The following is an 18,656-nucleotide window of genomic DNA, read 5'->3' on the forward strand; positions in this document are numbered from 1 at the left end:
ACAATAAATGGGGCAGGAATGAAAGGCCACATCATGTCAGAAACGATCGATTCCGCCTCCCTCGAAAAACGCGCCGCCGAACTGGTGGATCTTGCCCGCAAGGCAGGTGCCGACGCCGCTGACGCCGTCGTCGTTCGCGGGCGCTCCCGTTCCGTCTCGGTTCGCCTCGGCAAGGTCGAAGCAACCGAAGCATCCGAAAGCGACGACTTCTCGCTGCGCGTCTTTGTCGGCAACCGCGTCGCCAGCGTTTCGGCCAATCCCGGGTTCGACCTGAAGGTGCTCGCCGAGCGGGCCGTGGCGATGGCCAAGGCATCGCCCGAAGATCCCTTCGCTTCGCTTGCCGATCCGGACCGGCTGGCGAAATGCTACCCGGATCTCGAGCTTTTCGACGATCGCGAAGTTTCGACGGACGCCCTGACCGAGGCGGCACTCGCCGCGGAAGAGGCTGCCCTTGCGGTGTCTGGTGTCACCAACTCCAGCGGCGCAGGTGCCTCCGCCGGCATGGGCGGGCTCGTGCTCGTGACCTCGCATGGTTTCTCCGGCTCCTACATGGCGACCCGCTTCGGCCGTTCGGTGAGCGCGATTGCCGGCGAAGGCACGAAGATGGAGCGCGACTACGACTACGACAGCCGCATCTACTTCGACGAATTGCGTGCTGCCGAAGAAATCGGCCGGCTTGCGGGCGAGCGTGCCGTCGCGCGGATCAACCCCCGCCAGGTGCCGACTGCCAGGAATGTCACTGTTGTTTTCGATCCGCGCATGGCGCGCGGCTTCGTCGGGCATATCGCCGGCGCCATCAACGGCGCATCCGTCGCGCGCAAGACCAGTTTCCTGCGCGATATGATGGGCAAGCAGGTCATGAAGGCCGGCCTGTCGGTGACGGACGACCCCTTGATCGTCCGTGGCTCCTCTTCGCGTCCGTTCGACGGCGAAGGCGTCAGCGGCTCCAAGCTGACGATGGTCGAGGATGGCGCGCTGAACCATTGGTTTCTGTCGACCTCCGCGGCGCGCGAACTCGGTCTTGAGACCAACGGCCGCGGCGTGCGCGGCGGCCCGACGGTCAATCCGGCTTCCACCAACCTGGCGCTCGAACCGGGTTCGGTTTCACGCGAAGACCTGATCCGCAGTGTCGGAACCGGCTTCTACGTGACCGAGCTGATCGGCCAGGGCGTCAATATGGTGACCGGCGAATATAGCCGCGGCGCCTCAGGCTTCTGGATCGAGAACGGTGAGCTGACTTTTGCCGTGTCCGAGGTCACGATCGCGTCCAACCTCAAGCAGATGTTCATGGCGATCACGCCGGCCGACGACATCGACAGGAAGTTCGGCGTTGCCGCACCGACACTCGCCATCGAAGGCATGACGCTCGCCGGCCTCTGAGCTGCTGACGTCGATGCCATGACAAAAACGTTCGGCCGTATGCCGACGCATAAGGATTTGAATGTCAGACAAAGCACCATCGATCGCGACGTGGAAGGAGGATCTGGATCTGATCCTTTCCGCCGCGATCGCCGCCGGCGAAACGGCTTTGACTTACTTTCGGAACGAGCCCGATGTGCGCTGGAAAAACGAGGGGCGTTCGCCGGTCAGCGAGGCCGATATCGCCGCCAACGACATCCTTAGGGACCGCCTGCTGGGCGCCCGGCCGCACTACGGCTGGCTGTCGGAAGAGACGGACGACGATGAGAGCCGTCTCACCCGCGAAACGGTCTTCGTCATCGACCCGATCGACGGTACCCGCGCCTTCATCGCCGGCAAGGATCTCTGGTGCGTCAGCGTCGCTGTCGTCCACCGTGGCCTGCCGGTTGCCGGTGTGCTCTATGCGCCGGCGCTCGACGAGCTGTTTCAGGCAACCGTGGATGGTCCGGCGCTGAAGAACGGTGCGGGCATTCGCGTGCGCGACGTCCACGATGGCGAAGCGCTGCATGTGGCGGTCGCCGAAGACGTCGTCTCGGCCCTAGCACCGTCCTATCGCAACGGCATCGTGCGGGTACCGCATGTGCCTTCGCTCGCCTACAGGCTGGCAATGGTTGCGGACGGGCGGATCGACGGCACGGTGGTCAAGAAGAACTCACATGACTGGGATCTCGCCGCCGCCGACCTCATCCTCGAAAGGGCGGGCGGGGCGCTCAATACGCTTGAATCTCGGGCCCTGTCCTACAATCGCCCCAATGTCGTTCATGGGCTTCTTTGCGCGGCGTCGAAGGCGACGTTGCCGGGATTGCTTGCTGCCTCAAGGACCCTTGAGGGCCATTGACCTTTCTGGCCGAATGCCGCAAACCAACGCCCATACCCTAAAAAAAATGGAACTCCAATGGCTCACGACTCCGAGAAGAAACAACGTCTGCATTTGGTCTTTGGTGGTGAACTGACCACACTCACCGATGTTCATTTCCGTGACCTGGACAAGCTCGATATCGTCGGCATTTATCCTGACTACGAAAGCGCCCACATTGCCTGGAAGTCGAAGGCCCATATGACCGTCGACAACGCCCATATGCGTTATTTCATCGTTCACATGCATCGCCTGCTCGATCCGGAAAACGATTGATGCCGATGCCTTGGGCATGCGTGGCGCGTTCCCGCGCGCGCGCTGCGTCTGACCTTCGCCCGAGCTTTCCATTGGGCTGGGGATTGAGGCCATGAGCAGCTTTCGCGCCCGGCTGGCGCTCTCCAGCTATCGCTGGATTGGTTCGGCGATCTATCCGTTCGTGTGGTCCTATCTTGCCCTGCGCGCTGCGAAGGGCAAGGAGGACCCGGCGCGCCGCCGCGAGCGTTACGGCCATGCCAGCGTGCCGCGTCCGCAAGGTCCGCTCGTCTGGTTCCACGCTGCAAGCGTCGGAGAGACCAATGCGGTCATCCCGCTGATCAAGGAAATCCATCGCCGCGGTATCAATGTCGTGCTGACGACCGGCACGAAGACGTCGGCGCGGGTCGCGGCTGGGCGTCTGGGCGAGGCGGTCATTCACCAATACGTGCCGCTCGATTTCAAGCCGGCGGTCAATCGTTTCCTCGAATACTGGCAGCCGGATCTGGCCATCATCGCCGAATCCGAGATCTGGCCGATGACCATCCTGGAACTTGGGCGACGCCATATCCCGCAGGTTCTGGTCAACGGCCGCCTGTCCGACCGCACATTCGCCCGCTGGAAGAAACGGCCGGCGCTCGCCGATGCACTGTTTGAGAACCTCGCGCTCGTCATCGCCCAATCGGATGTCGATGCCGAGCGGTTTCGCACGCTCGGTGCTCTGCCGGTAATGGTATCGGGTAACCTGAAGGTCGATACCGACGCGCCGCCGCACGACCCGCAGGCGTTGAAGGAATATCGCCAGCAGATCGGCACGCGCAAAACCTGGGCGGCGATCTCGACCTTCGACGGCGAGGAAAATGCTGCCGGCGTCGTGCATCGTGCCCTCAAGGAGCGCACCGGTCTGTTGACCATCGTCGTGCCGCGGCACCCCGAGCGCAGCGATGCGATCGAGGCGGCGCTAACGGCCAAGGGGCTGAAAGTTGCGCGTCGCACCCGTCGCGATCCGCTGACATCAGACGTCGATATTTTCCTTGGCGACACGATCGGCGAGATGGGGCTCTATCTGCGCCTGACCGAGGTGGCCTTTGTCGGACGCTCGCTGTTTGCCGAAGGCGGGCAGAATCCGCTGGAGCCGGCAATGCTCGGCTGCGCCGTTCTTTCGGGTGGCAACGTCCAGAATTTCCGCGAGACCTACCAGATGCTCGCCAAGAACGGCAGCGCCAAGATCGTCCGCGATACCGAGATGCTGGCAAAGGGCGTCAACTACCTGCTCGCCAACGACGACATGCGTCGTTCGATGATCGATGCCGGCCTCGAAACCGTGCAAGAGATGCGCGGAGCGCTGTCGGCGACGATGAAGGGGCTCGAGCCCTATATCAATCCGCTCGTCGTCAAGGCGCGGCTCGAACCGCGCAACGACATCTGACCACACCGGGAGACGCAAGATCACCATGAGCGCACCGACAGCCATCGCCGGTATCCTGTTCGACAAGGACGGAACGCTGCTCGACTACGCCAAGAGCTGGGTGCCGGTGAACTACGAACTGGCGAAGATCGCAGCCAAGGGCGACGAGGGCCTGGCCCGCACCCTGCTCAAGGCCGGCGGCATGGATCCGGACACCGGCCATGTGTTGCCCGACAGCCTGCTTGCCGCCGGCAACACCGTCGAGATCTCGACCGGGTTCGTCACCGCCGGTGCGCCGTTTACCGTGGAAGCGTTGACGACGCTGCTTGACGGGTTGTTTGCCCGTTCTGCCGAGTACGCGGTACCGGTCACCGACCTCGGGTCGTTCTTCGCCGGTCTGCATGCCAAGGGCTATCGCCTGGGTGTCGCATCCAGCGACAACGAGCGCTCGATCCGCGAAACCGCCAGACGCTTTGGTTTCGACGGCTATCTGCATTACGTCGCCGGCTACGACAGCGGCTACGGTGTCAAGCCCGAGCCCGGCATGGTGCTCGGCTTCTGTGCCGCGACGGGGCTTGATCCGCAGCAGGTCGTGGTCGTCGGCGACAACAATCACGACATGCACATGGGCCGCAACGCCGGCGTCGGCATGACCGTCGCAGTGCTGACGGGCACCGGCTCGCGCCAATCGCTCGCCGATGCCTCTGACCATTGCCTGGCTGATATCACCGAGCTTGAAGCCGTTCTCTAGGTTTTGCCGAGCTGTATTTCCTTCGTTGCCGCTCTCACGAGTTTCAAGCATGGTCCTATGATCGCCAGAGGACCGATAAAGCCAACGCCGAGAGATAGAGCCCGAAGCCGAATGCCGCATGTGCGAGCAGGCTGCGCAGGCGGGCAATGTTGGGGCTCGGCGTTTTCGAGGCCGCGATGCCCGCGCCCATACCCGGCTGCATCAGGAAGAACGGTGCGACCACGGTCGCGAGGCCGACAATGAGTGCCGGGACAAGCGTCGGCCGCTCCGCCCAGTCAGTCCCCCAGATCAGCAACAGAAGTCCGGCGAAGACTACGCCGATCGCATAATGTGCAGTCCAGCCGATCAGCCGCTCGCTACGGACGGGTGCCGCTGCTGCGATACGCTGGTGCAGGAAGCGGCCCTGCGGAAAATGTCCGATCCAGCGGCCCACCATGCCGTAGTCCAGGGAAGGTATGCCGAGCAAACGTTTCACCGCCACCGCCCAGAGATCCATGACCGCAGTCGCACCGATCCCGATCAGGATGGCCTGCAACACCAGATCCTTTTCCATATTCGTATCCTCTCACATCATCTTCATGGCCGCTGCATCGACAGATCGCGCACATGCGGGCGTTCGATCTGTCATCTGACAAGTCAAAGCATCATTCAATTGAGTAATTGAATGAGTCATGGAGAAATGCTAGGCTTCTGTCAATGACCGACCTTCAACTCCATATCTTCGAGGAATTTGCCGAGCTTGCCCGCACGCTTGCGAGCCCCCAGCGCCTGCTCCTGCTCGAGCATATCGCCCAGGGCGAGCGCTCGGTGGAGCGTCTTGCTGAGCTCGCCGGCCTGAGCATCGCCAACGCGTCGCAGCATCTGCAGCAGTTGCGCCGCGCCGGTTTTGTCGAGACCCGGCGGGATGGCAAGCGCGTGCTTTATCGGCTGGGTGCCGGCCCGGTGATCGGCCTGCTCTCGGCCCTGCGTCAATATGCCGAGCACAATCGCGCTCAGATCCGCGAACTCGTCGCCGATCGCCTCGACCGACCGGACCGCCTCGAGGCGATTTCGCGCGAAGAGTTGCTGCTGCGGATGCGGGGAGGGGACGTCACGCTGCTGGATGTGCGGCCGCAGGACGAATTTTTGTCGGGTCATCTTCCCGGTGCGATCAATATTCCGATTGCGGAACTCGAACGACGCCTTGCCGAACTGCCTGAAGGAGGCGAGATCGTCGCCTATTGCCGCGGGCCTTACTGCGCCTTGTCGTTTGACGCGGTGAGGGTTCTGCAAGGCAACGGCTTTACCGTCCGCCGGCTTGAGAGCGGGTTCCCGGATTGGAAAGCAGCCGGCCTTGCTGTGGAAAGCCGGGACCTCAGCTAGACGACAAGTCTGACGCAACAGGCATTGTCTTGTGCCGCTTGCCTTTTTCCGCGTTCTGACGTTTTTTGTCGGCAGTTACGCCGTCGCCGGTTTTGGCCAGCGGCAGCCAAGATGTGCATCGTCCTTCCCGGAAGGACCAGACGGGGCCACGGAAACAAAGATGGTATCGGAAGCGCCGCCGTTCTGGTGGACAAAGGCGGATTGGCGTGCGCGGGCTTTGTGGCCGTTTTCCTGGATCTATGGACGTATCGCCGGCCTGCGCATGGACCGCGCTCGCCGAGCGTCCGTTCCGGTCCCGATCATCTGCATCGGCAATTTCACGGTCGGCGGCGCCGGCAAGACGCCGACGGCGATCGCGCTTGCGCGCGCCGTCAGGGCCAAAGGCCTGAAGCCGGGTTTCCTCAGCCGCGGCTATGGCGGTTCGCTTGATGTGACGACGATCGTCGAGCCTGAACACCACAGGGCACGCGATGTTGGCGACGAGCCGTTGTTGCTGGCGCGCGAGGCGCTGACGGTTGTGTGCCGTCGCCGCGTCGATGGTGCCCGCCGGCTGGTGGCCGAAGGCGTCGATATCATCATCATGGACGATGGTTTCCAGAGCGCGCGGCTGGCCTTCGATTTTGCGCTGCTCGTCATCGATTCCCGCCGCGGCATCGGCAACGGTTACCTCGTGCCGTCAGGCCCGGTGCGCGCGCCGATTTCCAATCAGTTGCGCCATGCGACCGCGCTGTTGAAGATCGGCAACGGCGCCGAGGCGGATGCCTTGATCCGTCGCGCCGCCCGGGCCGGCAAGCAGGTCTACCAGGCGGAGGTCGTGCGGCTCGACGACGGCTCGCTGAACGGCGTGAGAGTGTTGGCCTGGGCCGGTATCGCCGACCCGGAAAAATTCTATCGCACCGTACGGGAAACCGGCGCCGTCATCGAGGAAACCCGCAGCTTCCCCGACCATCATCATTTCTCAGAGGACGAGATATCGGACCTTCTCGACCGGGCCGCAGCACTCGGCTGCACGCTCGTGACCACGGCCAAGGACATGGTTCGCCTGGAGCCCGGCCACGGCCGGGCAGCGGAACTGGCTCGGGCAAGCCGGGTGATCGAAATCGACGTGCACTTCGACGATCCGTCGGCACCGGCAAAGATCGTGACAACCGCGCTGTCGGCCGCGCGCACCCGCAAGCTGCGGGAAGCGGAACAGAAGTAAGGCTGGATTTGGCCGTTAGAGCGTTTTTGTCGCCAGCGGAGCCATGGGAAGGCCCTCCTGACGGAAAACGTTAGCGGCGCTGGTTCGGCAGGGCGCCTGCGCGCTTTTCCGCTTCGAGCGAGGCTTCCGCGTCGACATAGGGCTGCTGACGGGCAACGCTCCAGTAGCGCAGTTCGTCCACGGGAATGGTCTTGCCCGTCATCGCGCAGATGACATGCGAGCCAGCAAGGACGATCTGAAAGTCGCCGTCGAGATAACGGACCTTCGCTTCGCGCGAGGCGCTTCCTTCAAACCGGTTCATCATTTTCTGGGCCTGTTCCGTCTTCGTGGTCTGCTGTCTGATCTAGCCCGACGCCCGGTAAAATGCCAGTGCATTTCGCCGCGCCGGACCGCTCCCGGCATCAGCTCCTGCCGAACAGTCGCTCGATGTCGGAGAGCTTCAGCTCGATATAGGTCGGCCGGCCGTGATTGCATTGGCCAGAGCCCGGCGTTGCTTCCATCTGGCGCAACAGTGCGTTCATTTCCTCAGTCCGCATGCGGCGGCCGGAGCGGACGGATCCATGGCAGGCCATGGTCGCGGCGAGATATTCAAGCCGGCTGGCGAGCCCGTTGGCCGTGTCCCATTCGGCAATCTCGTCGGCGAGCTGGCGCACGAGGCCGGCGGCATCCATCTCGCCCAGCATGGCCGGCGTTTCCCGCACTGCGATGGCGCCAGGTCCGAAGCGCTCGATGCCGAGGCCGAGGCGACCCAGTTCTTCCGCATGCGTCATCAGCCGGTCGCAATCGTCTTCGGAAAGATCGACGATTTCCGGGATCAGCAGCGCCTGGGCGGCGACAGGCTTCGAATGCAGCGCCGTTCGCATGGTTTCGAAGACGAGACGTTCGTGGGCGGCGTGCTGGTCGACGATGACAAGGCCGTCCTGCGTCTGCGCGACGATATAGTTTTCGTGAAGCTGGGCGCGCACGGCGCCGAGTGGAAACGATTGCGGCGCCAGCGCGTCCGCAACGGTCCGGTCAGGCTCTGCCAAAGGCGACGCCGTGCGGGCCGAGGGTGCGGAGAAGGCAGAAAAGCTTGCCTGCGGCGTCTCGGACAGGCCGCGCACGATGGTCTCGAAATGCGTCGGCCGGTAGGGCGAGGTTTCCGCGCTCCAGGGCTGACGCGGCCGGAACTGCTCGGCGCGGAACGCCTGCATCATTCCGCTCGCTCCGGTCGTCGATGCCCGGTCACCCTCGCGGGCCAGGGCCTCGCGGATGGCACCGATGATCAACCCGCGGATGAGGCCCGGATCGCGGAAGCGAACATCCGATTTCGCCGGATGCACGTTGACGTCGACGAGTGCCGGGTCGAGCGCGATCGACAGCACCGCCACGGGATAGCGGCCATGCGGGATCGTTTCGGAATAGGCTGCCCGAATGGCGGAAAGCAGTTGCTTGTCCTGAACCGGACGGCCGTTGACGAAAACATATTGCTGCAGCGAGTTGCCGCGGTTGTAGGTCGGCACCCCGGCAAAGCCGGTCAGCTGAATGTCCTCGCGCTCGGCATCGATCTCGATGGCGTTGTCGCGGAAATCCTTGCCGAGCACCTGCGCCATGCGGGCGAGCCGGTCGTCGCCCGTCGCCGGAAACTCCAGCGTCGTCCGGTCAGATCCCGACAGCACGAAACGCACCTTCGGAAAGGCGATCGCCATGCGACGCACCACATCCGAGATCGCCGAGGCCTCGGCCTTTTCCGACTTCATGAATTTGAGCCGGGCGGGGGTCGCAAAGAACAGGTCGCGGACTTCGACGACCGTGCCGGTATTGGCGGGCGACGGGCGGACGGGGTCCGTCCTGCCGCCGGCAATGGAAATGACGGCACCCTCGCTAGCGCCTGCCGTTCGAGTGGTGATCGAAAGCCGGGAGACCGATCCGATCGACGGCAGAGCCTCGCCGCGAAAGCCGAGTGTGCGGATATCGAACAGGTTGTCGTCGAGCTTCGACGTGCAGTGCCGCCTGACCGCCAGCTCCAGATCGGCCGGCTGCATGCCCGCGCCGTTGTCGGTGACGCGCAGCAACGTCTTGCCGCCACCGGCGGTGGCGATTTCGATCCGGGTCGCACCGGCATCGAGCGCGTTTTCGATCAGTTCCTTGGCGGCACTGGCCGGGCGTTCGATGACTTCGCCGGCGGCGATCTGATTGATGAGGGTCTCGGAGAGCTGCTTGATGGCCATGCTCTATTTTCCCGGATTCGGCGACGGAACGGAAGTGGAAATACAGCTCTGTCCCCGCCTCGTGCCTTCTATTATTGGGCTTTGGTTGTGCAACCCATTGGTGCACCAAAAAATGAGACGGAGATTTAATTGCCCCTTAATATTCTGCTGCGATTTTCCACAACAACCTGAATGATCACGGGTTTTGTCTTTGGAGCACCGCGGCGTTGCTGGACGTCGTGTCACCCCCGCTCGAAGAGACGCCTTCCAAGGCCATCCCAGCATGTCCCGAAATGAAACCGCCGCAGGGGGCGAGTGAGGACAGCGCAATGAACGATGGGGCGCCGAACGGCGCGGACATCAACAGGATCATTCTTGAGTCGAGCTGCGATGCGCTCGGCTCAGCGATGGTTGTCTGCGGCCGGGACGACACCATCCTCTTTGCCAGCCGCACCATGCTGCAGTACTTCCCCGTTCCCTCCGAGATGCTGTTGCCGGGAACGCGATTGCGCGATTTCCTCGGCGCCGTCTACGACACCGGAGTTCGCCCCGGCACAGTTCCCGAAAACAGCCGTCGTCGGACGAACCGCGAAGACTGGATTGCCGAGCATATGGCGCTGCACTGGCGCGAGCGCTACGAGAATGTCGAGCGCGCCGGCCGCACGCGCTGGGTTTCCATGCGCAAGCGTCGTCTTTCCAACGGTATCGGCATCCTTTCGATCACCGATGTCTCCGACCAGAGGAAGCGTGACGAGCAGTTGCAGACGGACCTCGAGCGGGTCGAACTGACCGAAGAGATCCTGGATGTCCAGCCCAATCCGATCTGCGTCAAGGATCGCAACCTCAACTACATCGCGGTCAACAAGGCGTTCTGCCTAATTCACGATCTCTCGCAGGACGCGATCCTCGGTCGTTCGGCCTGGGATCTCGTCGACAGCGAACTTGCCGAACGTTTCGAGCACTCCGATCGGCGCGTGCTTGAAACCGGCAAGCCGCATTCGGAAGCGGAACATATTGTCCGCGCTGATGGCAGCGACCTCTGGGTTCTCACCCGCAAGTATCGCGTTGGCATGCCAGGCCGCCATTTCGTCGTGACCTGCATGAGCGACGTGACGGATATCGCCGGCTGGTACAATGGCTCCGAGGATGGTTCCGCTCCCTCCGGCGGTCTCCAGATCAACGACTACAGCATTTTTGCGCCGGCCCAGAATTTCTACGATCCGTTCCGCGCGCTGAACGTACAGCAACTGGTCGAGGCGGGCTCGATGATCGAGACCCTTCCGGCGCGCGGTTTGCGCGTTCTGCTTGCCTCTGCCGATCGGCTGACGGAAGATCGGCTGGTTGCGCGTCTGCGCGGCTCGGGCCTTGAAGCCTGTGCGGTGCGCAACCTCGATGAGTTGACCGCCTTCGGCATGGCCGCCGAAAGCGCCGGCGTGAAGCTCGACATTCTGCTGCTGGATGGTGCTTTTCCGGATGGGCAGCATATTCCGGGGGCCTGGCGCAATTGCCCGGTCGTTACCGTCGAATCCGATCAGGATGCTGCCGCTGTTCTGACCGAGGTTTTCCGTGTTTGTGCCGAGCGCCCGCAGGCCTCGCCGCTCCTACAATCGGACTGGTCGATCTCGTTTGAGGACGAGGGCACAGCGTCCGTGCCGGTTTCACAGGTCGACGTCCTCGTTGCCGAAGACAACCAGATCAACCAGTTCGTCTTCACGCAGATCCTGGAAGGGCTCGGCGTCTCCCATCGCATTGCTGCCAACGGTCGCGAGGCCGTCGAACTCTGGCATGAGCTTCAGCCGGCACTGGTCCTCATGGATGTGTCCATGCCTGTCATGAACGGCTTCGATGCGACCGTTGCCATTCGAACAGCGGAAAAGGCGAGAAACGACAGAACGCCAATCATCGCCGTGACCGCTCAGGCCCTCGATATCGATCTGGAGCAGTGCAAGAGGTCGGGCATGGATGATCACATCATGAAGCCGGTTAGCCCCGACATGATCGAGGCCGTGCTGCGAAAATTCATGCCGGTAATGGCCATGCGAACGGCAGGTTGAACGGAATTCGTGTCAACTCGCTAGAATTGGGGATGTCGATGGCAGATCTTGGAGCGAGGCGATATCGGATTGTTAACCCCCGATTGCGATCTTCTGCACCGTATTGCCAAAAAGTGTAGAGCCCCTCCGGAATGCATCGCAGCCCCACAGCCGTCAACGTCGGAACTTCGCCGGAAGCGCACCGCCGCTTCGCGGACCGGCTTGCCTTGTCGGCCGACCGGCACGGACGGGCGGGTTCTTTTGAGATCCAGGGGCTTGGCCGATGATGTCGGGCGAAACTCCCTATCATCGCATCGGCAGGGAGGCTCCGGCTATCGGCGGCTCGGTCGATCTGTTGACCGGGCTCGGCAACGCGCGCCAACTCCGCAAGACCGTTTGCGATCTGGCTGAAGAGCGCGCCAGCGATCCCGCTCCCTTTACCATCGGTCTTGCCAATATCGATGGGTTCAAACCGATCAACGATCTGTTCGGCCCGCGAGCCGGCGACGAGATCCTCTGCCAGGTTGCCCATCGGCTGCAAGCCTGTGCACCTGAAGGCGCGACAATCATTCGCTCCGAGAACGACGAATTCGCTTTCGTCCTGCCGCTCGTCTTCGAGCGCAAGGGTGCGGAGAAAGTCGGGCAGATGTTGAAAGAGGTGCTGTCGGCGCCCTTCGATCTCGGCGATCGCAACGTCCGCCTTTCCGCTTCGTTCGGCTTTGCCGTCTATCCTTTTGCCGGCGAGGTCTTTGAAGACCTGCTGAAGAGCGCCGATACGGCGCTTTATCGTTCCAAGCGCCGCGGCCGCGGCCAGATCACCGTCTATTCCCAGGAAATCGCCCAAGAGATGAAGCGCGCGACGCAGCTCGAACAGGCGCTGCGCAACGCGATCATCGCCAACGAGGTCGACGTGCACTTCCAGCCGATCGTCGATCTGCGCAACGACGCGGTCGTCGGTTTCGAAGCCCTGGCCAGATGGTGCGACGCCGACCTCGGCTATGTCTCTCCAGCCGTGTTCGTACCTTTGGCAGAAGAGCGCGGCTTCATCGAATCGCTGGCCGAGACGCTGTTGCGCAAGGCCGCCCATGCGGCACTCGCCTGGCCGAAGGAGCTGTTCCTGTCGTTCAACCTGTCGTCGGCACAGTTGATGGACCCGGCGACCAGCACGCGTCTCCTGACGATCATCAACCAGATCGGTCTCGACCCGCGACGGTTGGAACTGGAGATCACCGAGACGGCCGTCATGGCTGACGCGGAGACTGCCCAGAAGATCGTGACTGAGCTTCGGGCAGCCGGCGTGCGCGTCTCGCTCGACGATTTCGGCACGGGTCAGTCGAGCCTTGGGCGCCTTCGCGACTTCTCCTTCGACAAGGTCAAGATCGACCGTGCCTTCGTGTCGCGGATTTCCGCCGACCGGGCCTCCGAGCATATCATCAAGGCGATCGTGTCGATGTGCGAAGGCCTGGAACTTGAGGTCGTCGCCGAAGGCATCGAGGATTTTTCCGAAGCGTTGAAGCTGAAGGCGCTCGGCTGCGGCATGGGCCAGGGCTACTTCTACGGCAAGCCGGCCGACGCTGTCGCGACGATGCGCTACCTCTCGGACCGCTATCGCGGCGTTGCAGCTCAGCTTTAGACCCTGCCGCAATAGTGGGTTTCAGTCCTTGGCGCTCTCGGCCCGGTTTCGCGTACCTTCCGCCAGCAGCCAATCCCTGACCCGTCGCGCCTGACTGTTCAGCTCGCGTGAGCGCGGCCAGACGACGTAAAACGCCAGTCCGGTCTTCAGCACGTGACCGCAGACCGGCACCAGTGCACCGGAGCGAACCTGCGGATCGGTCAGGTGCTCCCAGCCAAGCGCCACCCCTTCGCCTGGTAGCACCGCCTGGATCACCAGGACATAGTCGTTGATGGCGAGACGACGCGCCTGAGGCGGGTAGGGAAGGCCGGCGCTGGCGAACCATTCGGTCCAGTCGCAGGCGCGCCGGACCGGTTCTTCCAGATGAATGAGGTTGTGGCGCAGCAAATCGGCAGGTTTGCTTGGCAGTCCATGCTGCTCGATATAGGCGGGCGTCGCCACCGCATTGACGACTTCCTCGGCCAGAAGTGCTGCATGGTAGCGCGGCCAATGGCTCGGATCGCCGCCGCGGATGCCGAGCGGGATCGGCTCCTCGTCGAGGTCGAGATCGCGCACGCTCGTCTGGATCCTCAGATCGATCTCCGGCAGATCCTCGCGCATGCGGTTGAGGCGCGGCAGCATCCACATCGAGGCAAAAGCGGTCGATGCCGCAAGCGTCACATTAGTCTCGCGCCCCTTGGAGCGAATGTCTTCCGCCGACTTCTGGATCCGTGACAGACCGACGGATACGTCGGCGTGGAATTTCTCACCAGCCTCCGTCAATTCGACGGCGCGATGCACGCGGTGGAAGAGCGGTACACCCAGCTGCTCTTCCAGCCCGCGAATGGCGTAGGAGACGGCCGCCTGCGTCATGCCGAGCTCGTTGGCGGCTCGGGTGAAATTCTGATGACGGCCGGCAGCCTCGAACACGATGAGGCTGGTTGCAGACGGGAGCAGGCGGCGTAGATTTTCCATAACTTAGGCTTATCGCATGGCTCAATTTTTTCCAGCGTTACAACGTGATTTTTCGTCAATACCATCACCTCAAATGATGGGAGGACGGCGATGGAAATGGTGGCTGTGGAAGCGGGCGAAGCACCGAGACGGACACGAGGATCAAGGCCGCAACGCGGCGGTGTCAGCGCCAAGAGCCTTGGCGTCCCCTACATCGTCCGCAATATTCCGACCTACGATATCCTGAGCGAAGAAAACCTGCTCCGAATCGAGAAGGTCGCCGACCGTATTCTTGCCGAAGTCGGCATCGAGTTTCGCGATGACCCGGCATCCCTTGATCATTGGAAACGCGCTGGCGCCAAGCTGGACGGCGTGCGGGTGACGTTCGAGCCCGGCATGCTGAAGGAGATCGTGCGCTCGGCGCCGCGCCAGTTTACCCAGCATGCCCGCAACCCCGTCCGCAGCGTCGAAATCGGCGGCAACAATGTCGTGTTCTCGCCAGCCTACGGCTCTCCTTTCGTCACCGATCTCGACAACGGCCGGCGTTACGGCACGATCGAAGACTTCCGCAATCTGATAAAGCTGGCGCAGTCGAGCCCCTGGCTGCACCATTCCGGCGGCACCATCTGTGAGCCGGTCGATGTTCCGGTGAACAAGCGCCATCTCGACATGGTCTATTGCCACATCAAATATTCCGACCGAGCCTTCATGGGCTCGATCACCGCCGAGGATCGCGCCGAAGACTCGATCGAGATGGCGCGCATTGTCTTCGGGCACGATTTCGTCGACGCCAACTGCGTCATTCTTGGCAACGTCAACGTCAATTCACCGCTCGTCTGGGACGGAACGATGACGAAGTCATTGCGCGCCTATGCGCGGGCAAACCAGGCGGCTGTCATCGTGCCCTTCATTCTCGGCGGCGCCATGGGTCCGGTCACCAATGCCGGAGCGATCGCGCAATCCTATGCCGAGACGCTGGCCGGCTGCGCCTTGACCCAGCTGGAGCGCAAGGGCGCGCCTGTTATCTTCGGCAACTTCCTGTCGTCCATGTCGCTGCGTTCGGGGTCGCCGACCTTCGGCACGCCGGAGCCGGCGATCGGCAGCATGGTGATCGGCCAACTGGCACGGCGCCTCGGCCTGCCGCTGCGCTGCGCCGGCAATTTTTCCAATTCCAAGCTGCCAGACGCGCAAGCGATGCAGGAGGGCGTCATGTCGATGCTGTCGGCGGTGCATTGCGGCGCCAATTTCATCCTGCACTCGGCCGGCTTCGTCGATGGGCTGCTCGCGATGTCCTACGAAAAGTTCGTCATGGACACGGATTTCTGCGGCGCGCTGCATTCCTACCTCGCCGGCGTTGTCGTCGATGACAACACGCTGGCCATGGACGCCTTTCTGCAGGTTGGGCCAGGCAGCCATTTCCTCGGATGCGATCACACCATGCGCAATTACCAGACCGCCTTCTGGGATTCGGCCCTGTCCGACAACGAGCCTTTTGAAAAATGGACAGAGGAGGGCGGAACCGACATGGCGGCGCGCGCCAACAGGAGTTGGAAGAAGACGCTGGCCGAATACGAAGCGCCGCCGCTGGACGTGGTGATCGACGACGCTTTGACGGACTATGTTTCTCGCCGCAAGAACGGCATGGCGGACGCCTGGTACTGAGCCGACGCCGAGCCTTCTTTGAGAATGCGCATAACAAGAATGATGCCGTGCCACCGGTCCAGCTCAGCGGACAGGCGGTGCTCAAGGGAACAGAAATGACGCTGCCGAAAGACCCACTGCTCCAGCCTTACCGCCTCAAGCATCTGACGCTCAAGAACCGGATCATGTCGACGTCCCATGAGCCGGCCTATTCCGAAGACGGCATGCCGAAGGATCGCTACCGCCTCTATCATCTTGAGAAGGCCAAGGGCGGCATGGCGCTGACCATGACGGCGGGTTCCGCCATCGTTTCGGAGGATTCTCCGCCTGCCTTCGGCAATCTCCACGCCTATTCCGACGAGATCGTGCCCTGGCTGAAGAAGATCGCCGACGACTGTCATGAGCACGACACCGCGGTGATGATCCAGCTCACCCATCTCGGCCGCCGCACCGGCTGGAACAAGGGCGACTGGCTGCCGGTTCTCTCAGCCTCGCCGGTGCGCGAGGCCGCGCATCGGTCGTTTCCAAAGGAGATCGAAGACTGGGATATCGAGCGCATCGTCGGCGACTATGCGACAGCCGCCGCCCGCATGCAGGCCGCCGGCCTTGATGGTATAGAGCTTGAGGCCTACGGCCATCTGATGGACGGCTTCTGGTCGCCTGCCACCAACCAGCGCGACGACGACTTCGGCGGCTCGCTCGACAACCGCCTGCGCTTTACCCACATGGTGCTCGACGCCATCCGCAAGTCCGTCGGGCCGGATTTCATCGTCGGCATGCGCATGGTGGCAGACGAGGATTGGGAGAAGGGGCTTTCGAAGGAAGAAGGCATCGAGATCGCCCGCCGCCTGGCAAACTCCGGCAAGGTCGATTTCCTCAACATCATCCGCGGACACATCGACCATGATGCGCCGTTGACCAAGGTCATCCCGATCCAGGGCATGGCCGCCTCGCCGCATCTCGATTTTGCCGGCGAAATCAGGGCGGCGACCAAATTTCCGGTTTTCCATGCGGCCCGCATCGCCGATGTCGCCACCGCACGCCACGCGATAGCCGAGGGCAAACTCGACATGGTCGGCATGACCCGTGCCCATATCGCCGACCCGCATATCGTCCGGAAAATCGAAGAGGGCCGGGAAGCCCAGATACGCCCCTGCGTCGGCGCGACCTACTGTCTCGATCGTATCTACGAGGGTGGCGGCGCACTCTGCATTCACAATGCGGCGACTGGGCGCGAGGCGATCGTGCCACACGTCATCTCCAGAAGCGAAGGGCCGAAGCGAAAGGCCGTCGTCGTCGGTGCCGGTCCGGCCGGCCTTGAGGCGGCGCGTGTGCTTGCCGAGCGCGGCCATGTGGTCGAGATCATCGAGGCTACCGGCGAGGCGGGCGGGCAGATTCTGCTTGCCCAGCGCAATCCGCGGCGCAAGGAACTGATCGGCATCGTCGACTGGCGGCTGTCGGAGCTGGAGAGGCTTGGCGTGCCGATCCACTACAACGTCTTTGCCGGCGTCGACGATGTTCTGGAGCGGTCGCCCGATCTTGTCGTCGTTGCTACCGGCGGCATCGCCCAAAACCCGGCTCTGGAGGCGGGGGACGAACTGGTTGTCTCAAGCTGGGATATCATCGCCGGTGCGGTGAAGCCGGAGGGACCCGTGCTGCTCTATGACGACAACGGCGCCCATAGCGGCATGACTGCGGCCGAATTGATTGCGCGCGCTGGCGTCGAGCTCGAGATCATCTCGCCCGAGCGCATGTTCGCGCCCGAAGTCGGCGGCATGAACCATGTGCCTTACGCCAGGGCGTTTGCAGATCACAATGTGCGTGTGACGATCAACACCCGCCTCCGGTCGGTTCGGCGGGAAGGCAATGGGCTGGTGGCGACGCTCGGTTCCGATTTTTCTGACACGGCATCGAGCGAACGCCGGGTGGCGCAGGTGGTGGTCGAGCACGGCACCGTGCCGATGGACGATCTCTACCGCGAATTGAAGCCGATTTCTCGCAATCTGGGCGCCGTCGACTACAAGGCGCTGCTTCGCGGCGAAAACCCGATCCCACTGCGCAACCCGGGCGCCGGCTTCGACATGTTCCGCATCGGCGATGCCGTCGCCAGCCGCAACATCCATGCCGGCATCTATGATGCGCTGCGCTACGGCGTGCTTTTCTGAAAAACGAGCGGCGGTGAAAGCACCGCCGCTCCATCTTCTGGTCGTCTAACGATCCAGCTTACTGCTGGGTACCCTCAGCCGGTGCCGGCTGCATCGGGGTAGCCGGTGCCGTTCCGGTGGTCGAGGAGGTCGTCGACGTGTCAACCGGCTGGTTGGCGAGCTGTTCGGCGACCTGCTGCGCCTTGGTCTTGAACTCGGGAGCCGCCTTCAAGGTTTCGGCGGTTTCCGTCGTCGTCAGCTTCAAGGCATCCGTATTGGCCTGTTCGGAGATCTGAATGCGATCGAACGGGACCGCAACGTTCTTCTCACCGAGGCCCAGGAAGCCGCCGACACCGATCACAGCAGCTACAACGCCGCCATCCTTCTTGATGATCAGGTCGTTAATCTCACCGACATTTTCGTCGCCGGCATTATAGACGGTCTGGCCGACATAGGTGCTGGTCGCGATCTGGTCACTGGCCTGTTCGGTCAGGTACGTTCCGTCAGACTGGGCCGTGACAGCAGGTGCTTCGGTGGTTGCCGGCGGTGTCGTCTGCGCCTGGTCTGCAGGTGCTTCGGCACCCGGAGCCGGCTGAATTTCCATCGTCTGCGGCTCGGCCGGCTTAGGCTGGGTGGCGTCCTGAGCGAAGGTCATCGGCGCGAACGCAACACTCGCGATAAGCGCACCGGCCGCAACGGAAGATACAAGTTTCTTGGTCATCTCAAACTGCCTTTCCTTGACGTTGTCGATCAAGGCGCGGTCCTGATCGTCGCCAGGTTTCCACCGCACCGGTGATACCAAAGCAACGCCTGGCGGCAGAAACGGTTCCAGAA

General features: G+C 62.7%; 16 protein-coding genes. 11 read left to right on the plus strand and 5 right to left on the minus strand.

Annotated features, from left to right (window positions below):
- Nucleotides 1–33: 33 nt before the first annotated feature.
- The 5 genes from J3R84_RS02245 (at nucleotide 34) to J3R84_RS02265 (ending at nucleotide 4,686) form a co-directional block, all read left to right on the plus strand.
- Nucleotides 34–1,380, plus strand: coding sequence for a TldD/PmbA family protein (locus tag J3R84_RS02245; RefSeq protein ID WP_203527649.1), 1,347 nt, complete (start codon nucleotides 34–36; stop codon nucleotides 1,378–1,380).
- A gap of 61 nt (nucleotides 1,381–1,441) precedes the next feature.
- Nucleotides 1,442–2,257, plus strand: coding sequence for a 3'(2'),5'-bisphosphate nucleotidase CysQ (locus J3R84_RS02250; protein ID WP_025426069.1), 816 nt, complete (start codon nucleotides 1,442–1,444; stop codon nucleotides 2,255–2,257).
- Between the two features lie 57 nt (nucleotides 2,258–2,314).
- Nucleotides 2,315–2,551, plus strand: a complete 237-nt coding sequence (locus tag J3R84_RS02255) for a DUF4170 domain-containing protein (RefSeq protein WP_025426070.1) — start codon at nucleotides 2,315–2,317, stop codon at nucleotides 2,549–2,551.
- A gap of 91 nt (nucleotides 2,552–2,642) precedes the next feature.
- Complete coding sequence (waaA, locus tag J3R84_RS02260) at nucleotides 2,643–3,956, plus strand: lipid IV(A) 3-deoxy-D-manno-octulosonic acid transferase (protein WP_025426071.1); 1,314 nt, start codon at nucleotides 2,643–2,645, stop codon at nucleotides 3,954–3,956.
- Between the two features lie 25 nt (nucleotides 3,957–3,981).
- Nucleotides 3,982–4,686, plus strand: a complete 705-nt coding sequence (locus J3R84_RS02265) for an HAD family hydrolase (RefSeq protein WP_025426072.1) — start codon at nucleotides 3,982–3,984, stop codon at nucleotides 4,684–4,686.
- Between the two features lie 55 nt (nucleotides 4,687–4,741).
- Here J3R84_RS02265 and J3R84_RS02270 read toward each other — a convergent pair whose 3' ends face one another.
- Nucleotides 4,742–5,239, minus strand: a complete 498-nt coding sequence (locus J3R84_RS02270; RefSeq protein ID WP_025426073.1) for a DUF2938 domain-containing protein — start codon at nucleotides 5,237–5,239, stop codon at nucleotides 4,742–4,744.
- A 143-nt stretch (nucleotides 5,240–5,382) separates the two neighbouring features.
- Between J3R84_RS02270 and J3R84_RS02275 the strand changes: the two genes are divergently transcribed.
- Together J3R84_RS02275 and lpxK are read left to right on the plus strand one after the other, a co-directional pair.
- Nucleotides 5,383–6,048 carry an ArsR/SmtB family transcription factor gene (locus J3R84_RS02275; protein WP_038575925.1) on the plus strand — a complete coding sequence of 222 codons (666 nt, stop codon included), beginning with the start codon at nucleotides 5,383–5,385 and terminating at the stop codon, nucleotides 6,046–6,048.
- Nucleotides 6,049–6,208: 160 nt separating this feature from the next.
- Entirely contained in the window at nucleotides 6,209–7,249 is a 1,041-nt protein-coding gene (lpxK, locus tag J3R84_RS02280; protein ID WP_025426075.1) for a tetraacyldisaccharide 4'-kinase, read from the plus strand.
- Nucleotides 7,250–7,319: 70 nt separating this feature from the next.
- On the opposite strand, the gene J3R84_RS02285 is transcribed toward lpxK, so the two are convergent.
- Together J3R84_RS02285 and mutL are read right to left on the minus strand one after the other, a co-directional pair.
- Nucleotides 7,320–7,553, minus strand: a complete 234-nt coding sequence (locus J3R84_RS02285) for a DUF2093 domain-containing protein (protein ID WP_025426076.1) — start codon at nucleotides 7,551–7,553, stop codon at nucleotides 7,320–7,322.
- Between the two features lie 97 nt (nucleotides 7,554–7,650).
- Nucleotides 7,651–9,459, minus strand: coding sequence for a DNA mismatch repair endonuclease MutL (gene mutL, locus J3R84_RS02290; RefSeq protein WP_025426077.1), 1,809 nt, complete (start codon nucleotides 9,457–9,459; stop codon nucleotides 7,651–7,653).
- 308 nt (nucleotides 9,460–9,767) lie between these two features.
- On the opposite strand from mutL, the gene J3R84_RS02295 reads away from it, so the two are divergent.
- A complete protein-coding gene (locus tag J3R84_RS02295; RefSeq protein ID WP_025426078.1) occupies nucleotides 9,768–11,492 on the plus strand; it encodes a response regulator in 1,725 nt (574 codons plus the stop codon).
- 265 nt (nucleotides 11,493–11,757) lie between these two features.
- Nucleotides 11,758–13,104, plus strand: a complete 1,347-nt coding sequence (locus J3R84_RS02300) for a putative bifunctional diguanylate cyclase/phosphodiesterase (RefSeq protein WP_225906253.1) — start codon at nucleotides 11,758–11,760, stop codon at nucleotides 13,102–13,104.
- A 21-nt stretch (nucleotides 13,105–13,125) separates the two neighbouring features.
- Here J3R84_RS02300 and J3R84_RS02305 read toward each other — a convergent pair whose 3' ends face one another.
- On the minus strand, nucleotides 13,126–14,058 hold the full coding sequence (locus J3R84_RS02305) for a LysR substrate-binding domain-containing protein (protein ID WP_203527647.1): 933 nt from the start codon (nucleotides 14,056–14,058) through the stop codon (nucleotides 13,126–13,128).
- 90 nt (nucleotides 14,059–14,148) lie between these two features.
- Here J3R84_RS02305 and J3R84_RS02310 point away from each other — a divergent pair, with 90 nt between their 5' ends.
- A complete protein-coding gene (locus J3R84_RS02310; RefSeq protein WP_025426081.1) occupies nucleotides 14,149–15,699 on the plus strand; it encodes a trimethylamine methyltransferase family protein in 1,551 nt (516 codons plus the stop codon).
- 95 nt (nucleotides 15,700–15,794) lie between these two features.
- Complete coding sequence (locus tag J3R84_RS02315; protein WP_025426082.1) at nucleotides 15,795–17,843, plus strand: NADH:flavin oxidoreductase; 2,049 nt, start codon at nucleotides 15,795–15,797, stop codon at nucleotides 17,841–17,843.
- Between the two features lie 58 nt (nucleotides 17,844–17,901).
- Here the strand turns inward: J3R84_RS02315 and J3R84_RS02320 are convergent, their stop codons facing one another.
- Entirely contained in the window at nucleotides 17,902–18,543 is a 642-nt protein-coding gene (locus J3R84_RS02320; protein WP_025426083.1) for a PRC-barrel domain-containing protein, read from the minus strand.
- Nucleotides 18,544–18,656: the final 113 nt, after the last annotated feature.

It is taken from the genome of Ensifer canadensis (assembly GCF_017488845.2).
In the GTDB taxonomy this organism is placed as follows: domain Bacteria; phylum Pseudomonadota; class Alphaproteobacteria; order Rhizobiales; family Rhizobiaceae; genus Ensifer; species Ensifer canadensis.